General features: G+C 69.1%; 5 protein-coding genes. 3 read left to right on the top strand and 2 right to left on the bottom strand.

Translation table 11 applies throughout. The annotated features are described in order from the left end of the window. Both FFS27_RS27975 and FFS27_RS27980 read right to left on the bottom strand, forming a co-directional pair. Positions 1-781: MFS transporter (locus FFS27_RS27975; protein WP_137952358.1), on the bottom strand; the 781-nt coding region annotated here is incomplete at its 3' end. Beyond that, complete coding sequence (locus FFS27_RS27980; protein ID WP_003111388.1) at positions 781-1,956, bottom strand: serine hydrolase domain-containing protein; 1,176 nt, start codon at positions 1,954-1,956, stop codon at positions 781-783. The genes FFS27_RS27980 and FFS27_RS27975, both read right to left, overlap by 1 nt. 117 nt (positions 1,957-2,073) lie before the next feature. Here FFS27_RS27980 and FFS27_RS27985 point away from each other — a divergent pair, with 117 nt between their 5' ends. The 3 genes from FFS27_RS27985 (at position 2,074) to FFS27_RS27995 (ending at position 4,767) form a co-directional block, all read left to right on the top strand. Next, positions 2,074-2,967, top strand: a complete 894-nt coding sequence (locus tag FFS27_RS27985; RefSeq protein WP_003111387.1) for a LysR family transcriptional regulator — start codon at positions 2,074-2,076, stop codon at positions 2,965-2,967. Positions 2,968-3,070: 103 nt separating this feature from the next. Further along, the gene (locus FFS27_RS27990) at positions 3,071-4,369 is read left to right on the top strand and encodes an NAD(P)/FAD-dependent oxidoreductase (RefSeq protein WP_021264797.1); all 1,299 of its coding nucleotides are present in this window, start codon (positions 3,071-3,073) and stop codon (positions 4,367-4,369) included. Between the two features lie 32 nt (positions 4,370-4,401). Next, a complete protein-coding gene (locus FFS27_RS27995) occupies positions 4,402-4,767 on the top strand; it encodes a cupin domain-containing protein (protein WP_003111385.1) in 366 nt (121 codons plus the stop codon). The last annotated feature ends 590 nt before the right edge of the window (positions 4,768-5,357 follow it).

A 5,357-nucleotide genomic window follows, 5' to 3' on the forward strand; every position in this document is an offset into this window, starting at 1 on the left:
GGGCCAGGTCCACCGAGGCGCCCAGGCCGACCTTGGCGAGGAACGGCGCGATATAGGTGTAGAGGATGTTGTGCGCCAGCACCCAGGCGACGATCACCAGCAATACCGGACGCACGCCCGGCGTGCGCAGCACCCCGAGCAGGCGCAGGCGCCGCCCGGCCGGCTGGCCAGGGAAGTCCGGCACGCTGTGCAGCACCCAGCCGACCAGCAACAGCGCGATCAGCGACAACAGGCCGAAGGCCCAGCGCCAGCCGAGCAGGCCGCCCAGCCAGGTGCCCAGCGGAACGCCGAGCGACAACGCCAGCGGCGCACCGAGCATGGCCACCGCCAGCGCCCGCCCCTGCTGCTCCGGCGGCACCAGGCGCCGCGCGTAGCCGGCCAGCAGGCCCCAGGCGAGGCCGGCGGCGACGCCGCTGCCGAAGCGCGCCAGCAGGGTCAGGCGGTAATCCGAGGAAACGGCGGTGAAGCTGTTGCAGACGAAGAAGATCAGCAGCGCCAGCAGCAGCACCCGGCGCCGCCGCCAGCCCTGGGTCAGGCTCGCCGCCGGCAACGCGGCCAGTAGCGAACCCAGGGCATAGACGCTGACCAACTGCCCGGCCAGCGCCTCGCTGACCGCCAGCCCCGCGCCGATTTGCGGCAGCAGGCCGGCCGGCAGGGTTTCGCTGAGAATGGCGACGAAGCCGGACATCGCCATCGCCAGCAACGCGCTCAGCGGCAGCCGCGGCGCCACGGCCGACGCAGCGGCCCCGGCGTTCTCCGGAAATGCTTCGCGGCGTCCCATCAGCGCACCTCCGCGGAACGGTAGACGGCGTCGCGCAGGTCGTTGACGAAGCGTCCCGACATGCCCTCGAACAGGGTGTTGGTGAGCGCCACCACCGACAGTTCGCGGGCCCGGTCGACGAACCAGGAATGCCCGTAGGCGCCGCCCCAGCGCCAGGTGCCGGGAGACTCCGGCGATTGCGCGATGGCCGGGTCACGCAGCACGGAGAAGCCCAGGCCGAAGCCGAAACCGGGATTGGCCGGCAGCTCCAGGCCGGGTACCTGGTCGCGGCCCATTTCCTCCACCAGGCCAGGCGTCAGCAACGGCGCGCCGCCCTGGCGAAGGACCTCCAGAAGGCGCAGCACGTCGCCAGCGCTGCCGATCATCCCCGCCCCGCCAGACGCATAGGCAGACGGCTCGAAGGCCCGACGCGGCTCGAAGCGAATGCCGACGCAGTCCTCGAACGGCGTGACGGTCTCCCGCTCGGCCATCCGCCGCGGGCGTGGCCGGTCGCTGACGTAGACCGCCGCCAGGCGTTGCGCGTCGGCGCAGAGGAAGCCGCTGTCGCGCATGCCGGCCGGAATCCCGACCCGCTGCCGCAGCGCTTCCGCCAGCGGCCGCCCGTCGACCCGCGCCACCAGCGCGCCGAGCACGTCGGTGGCCAGCGAATAGCCCCAGGCGCGGCCGGGCTCGTAGAGCAAGGGCACGGAGGCCAGGCGACGGAGATTCTCGGCCAGGTCGAAACCCGGCAGGTCCATGCCATCGGAAATCCCGGCGCGGGCATAGGGGCCGTCTGCGTCGGCTTCGAGGAAGCGATAGCCGAGGCCGGCGCTGTGGCTCAGCAACTGCCGCGGCGTGATGCGCGCCTCGCGGCCGTCGGCCAGGCGCGGACGGAACGCCGGCAACCAGTCGGCGATCGGCTCGTCGAGGGCCAGCCGGCCCTCGTCCACCAGGCTCAGGGCGGCGACGCTGACGATCGGCTTGCTCACCGAGGCCAGGCGGAACAGGCTGTCCTCGCCCATTGTCCGGCCGGCCTCGCGGTCGGCCAGGCCGGCAGCCCGTCGATAGAGCCACTGCCCCCGGTGCGCCACCAGTACCACCGCTCCCACCAGGCGCTGGTCGGCGAATGCCGCCTCGATCGCCTGATCGACATGTTCCGCCAGGCTGCGCCCTGGCCCTCGTTCGAAACCTGACATGCAGGACTCTCCGCGGACGATGAAGGATGCGGACAGGCTAAGAGCGCTGCAAAAGCGGAAAAAGACGGATAGAGTTCCGCTCTATCCGGACCTTGATGTCCGTAATCGGAGCCTTGCATGGACAGCCTCAGCGGTTTCACCGTCTTCGTCCGCGTCGCCGAGACCCGCAGCATCGTCGGCGCCGCCCGGACCCTCGGCGTCAGCGCCTCGGCGGTGGGCAAGCGGGTCGCCCGCCTGGAAGAGAAGCTCGGCGTGCGCCTGTTCCACCGCAGCACCCGCAGCATCACCCTGACCGCCGAAGGCAGCCTGTTCCTCGAGCGCAGCCGGCGCATCCTGGCCGAGATCGAAGCCACCGAGCTGGAGCTGTCGCAAAGCCGCGAGACCCCGCGCGGGCGCCTGCGGGTCAGCCTGCCGCTGGTCAGCGGGCTGGTCCTGCCGGCGCTCGCCGATTTCATGCAGGCCTATCCGGACATCGAGCTAGACCTCGACTTCAGCGATCGCGTGGTGGATGTCGTCGACGAAGGCTTCGACGTGGTCCTGCGCACCGGCCAGCCGGTGGATTCGCGGCTGTCCATGCGCGAACTGGGCGAGTTCCAGTTGAAGCTGGTCGGCTCGCCGACCTACTTCGCCCGCCACGGCACGCCACGCTGCCCGGAAGACCTGCTGCGGCACACCTGCCTGCACTACCGCTTCTCCAACACCGGCCGCCTCGAGGAATGGCCGCTGCGCCGCGCGGACGGCGAAGCCCCGCCGCAGATTCCGGTGTCGATGGTCTGCAACAACATCGAGACCCGCGTCTGCTTCGCCCTGCGCGACCAGGGCATCGCCTGCCTGCCGGACTTCTCGATCCGCGAGGCGCTGCGCGAAGGACGCCTGGTCAGCGTCCTCGACGCCTTCTGCGAGCGCCGCGCGCGGTTCTTCCTGCTCTGGCCGTCCGGCCGCCAGGTCTCGCCCAAGCTGCGCGCCTTCATCGACTTCGTCGCGCCACGGGTGATCGCCACGCTGGGCTGAAGCGCGCCTGGCAGGGCCGGTCAAGCCGGCGGCAGACAGGAACAAGACCGCGGCGGCCACGGAGCGTCTAATAGGTACATCCACCCCTTGCCAGGCCGCATCCATGATCAACATCGAGACGCCGACCTACTACACGGCGACCAAGAAGTACGAGCTGTCCTTCCCCTCCCTGGAAACCGACCTGGACGCCGACGTGGTGGTGATCGGCGGCGGCTTCTCCGGCATCAACACCGCGCTGGAACTGGCCGAGCACGGTATCACCGACATCGTCGTGCTGGAGGCCCGCCACCTCGGCTTCGGCGGCACCGGGCGCAACGGCGGGCAGATCATGGCCGGCATCGGCCACGACCTGGAGAAGATCCGCAAGGACGTCGGCGAGGACGGCCTGCGGGCGATCTTCGAGATCAGCGACCTCGGCGCCGACATCATCAAGGGCCGCATCGAGAAGTACGTCATCGACGCCGACTTCTGCCACGGCTACGGCTACATGGGCTTCAACGCGCGCCAGGCGAAGACCCTGCAGGCCTGGGAAAAGGAGTTCCGGTCGCTCGGCTCGCCCCATGAGATCCGTTACCTGCACGGTGCCGAGGTGCGCCAGATCATCGGCTCGGACGCCTACGGCAGCGCCCTGCTGCACATGGGCGGCGGCCATGTGCACTCGCTCAACCTGCTGCTCGGCGAAGCCAAGGCGCTGGCCGGCCTCGGCGCACGGATATTCGAATACAGCCCGGCGCTGGAGGTGCAATACGGCGAGCGCATCCGCGTGCGCACGGCCAAGGGCTCGGTCACCGCGAACAAGCTGCTCTGGGCCTGCGACAGCTTCCTCAACCGGCTCGAACCCGAGCTGCACCGCACTACCATCAATACCTACGCGTTCCAGATGATGACCGAGCCGCTGCCGGACGAACTGATCCAGCGGATCAGCCCGATCCGCGGCGCCTACAGCGACATCCGCCCGGTCATCGACTACTACCGGGTGACCAACGAGAACCGCCTGCTGTTCGGCGCCGCCACGCCCTTCGTCGAACGCATCCCCGGCGACCTCAAGGCCTGGAACCGCAAGCTGATGCTGAAGATCTTCCCCTACCTGGAGCACGTCCGCATCGATCTCGCCTGGGGTGGGCCGATGGCTTGCAGCGCCAACCTGTTCCCGCAGATCGGCAGCCTCTCGGGGCGGCCCAACGCGTTCTTCGTCCAGGGTTATTCCGGGTTCGGCGTGACCCCCAGCCACATCGTCTGCAAGGTCCTCGCCGAAGGCATGAGCGAAGGCTCGGCGCGCTACGACCTGCTCAGCTCGGTGCGCCGCATCCCGATCCACGGCAAGGACCACTTCCGCCCGCTGCTGCTCAGCGCGGGCAAGACCTGGCACCAGCTCTCCGGCTACTGGAACGGCCGGCGCTGAAACCTACCGATCACTCTACAAGGAGCATTCCCATGGCCATTACCGCCATCCGCCACGGCATCACCCTCGATGAACTGGACGCTTGGGGCAGCGTCGCCGACCTCGGCTCGGAGATCCTCGAAGGCGAGGTGAAAGCCTTCGGCAAGATGACCGCCGGAGCCCCCACCGACCCGGTCAGCGCCGCCTACTTCGGCACCACCGCCGGCAAGTTCCGCATGACCTATCCGTTCAGCGAACAGGCCACGGTGGTCAGCGGCGAGGTCCGCCTCACCGACGAGTCCACCGGCCAGAGCACGCTCTACAAGGCCGGCGACAGCTGGTTCGTCAGCAAGGGCACCCCGGTGCTCTGGGAGGTTGCCGACGGCGGCTTCGTCAAGCATTACTACGCGGTGGCTTGAGACACCGGCGTAACGGCGAGCCATTACGCCCGGAGGCGCTGCCCAACCCTCGACATGTCCCCGTAGGGCGAATAACCGCTCGCGGTTATCCGCCGTGAAATCCGGCGTAACGGCGGATAGCGCCTGCGGCGCTATTCGCCCTACCGGCAAGCCGTTACGCCCGGCGACGCTGCCCAACCCTCGACATGTCCCCGTAGGGCGAATAACCGCTCGCGGTTATCCGCCGTGAAACCCCGCGTAACGGCGCATAGCGCCTACGGCGCTATTCGCCCTACTCGGCAAGCCGTTCCGCCCGGAGGCGCTGCCAGCCCTCGACACGCCCCCGTAGGGCGAATAACCGCTCGCGGTTATCCGCCGTGAAACCCGGCGTAACGGCGGATAGCGCCTGCGGCGCTATTCGCCCTACTCGGCAAGCCGTTCCGCCCGGAGGCGCTGCCCAACCCTCGACATGTCCCCGTGGGGCGAATAACCGCTCGCGGTTATCCGCCGTGAAACCCGGCGTAACGGCGGATAGCGCCTGCGGCGCTATTCGCCCTACTCGGCAAGCCGTTCCGCCCGGAGGCGCTGCCCAACCCTCGACATGTCCCCGT

Source organism: Pseudomonas sp. 2VD, from assembly GCF_005503585.1.
Classification (GTDB): Bacteria; Pseudomonadota; Gammaproteobacteria; order Pseudomonadales; family Pseudomonadaceae; genus Pseudomonas; species Pseudomonas aeruginosa.

Bases quoted from the DNA above. Each gene is read 5' to 3' on its own strand.
- FFS27_RS27980 (WP_003111388.1), bottom strand. From the start codon at position 1,956: ATGTCAGGTTTCGAACGAGGGCCAGGGCGCAGCCTGGCGGAACATGTC.
- FFS27_RS27985 (WP_003111387.1), top strand. From the start codon at position 2,074: ATGGACAGCCTCAGCGGTTTCACCGTCTTCGTCCGCGTCGCCGAGACC.
- FFS27_RS27990 (WP_021264797.1), top strand. From the start codon at position 3,071: ATGATCAACATCGAGACGCCGACCTACTACACGGCGACCAAGAAGTAC.
- FFS27_RS27995 (WP_003111385.1), top strand. From the start codon at position 4,402: ATGGCCATTACCGCCATCCGCCACGGCATCACCCTCGATGAACTGGAC.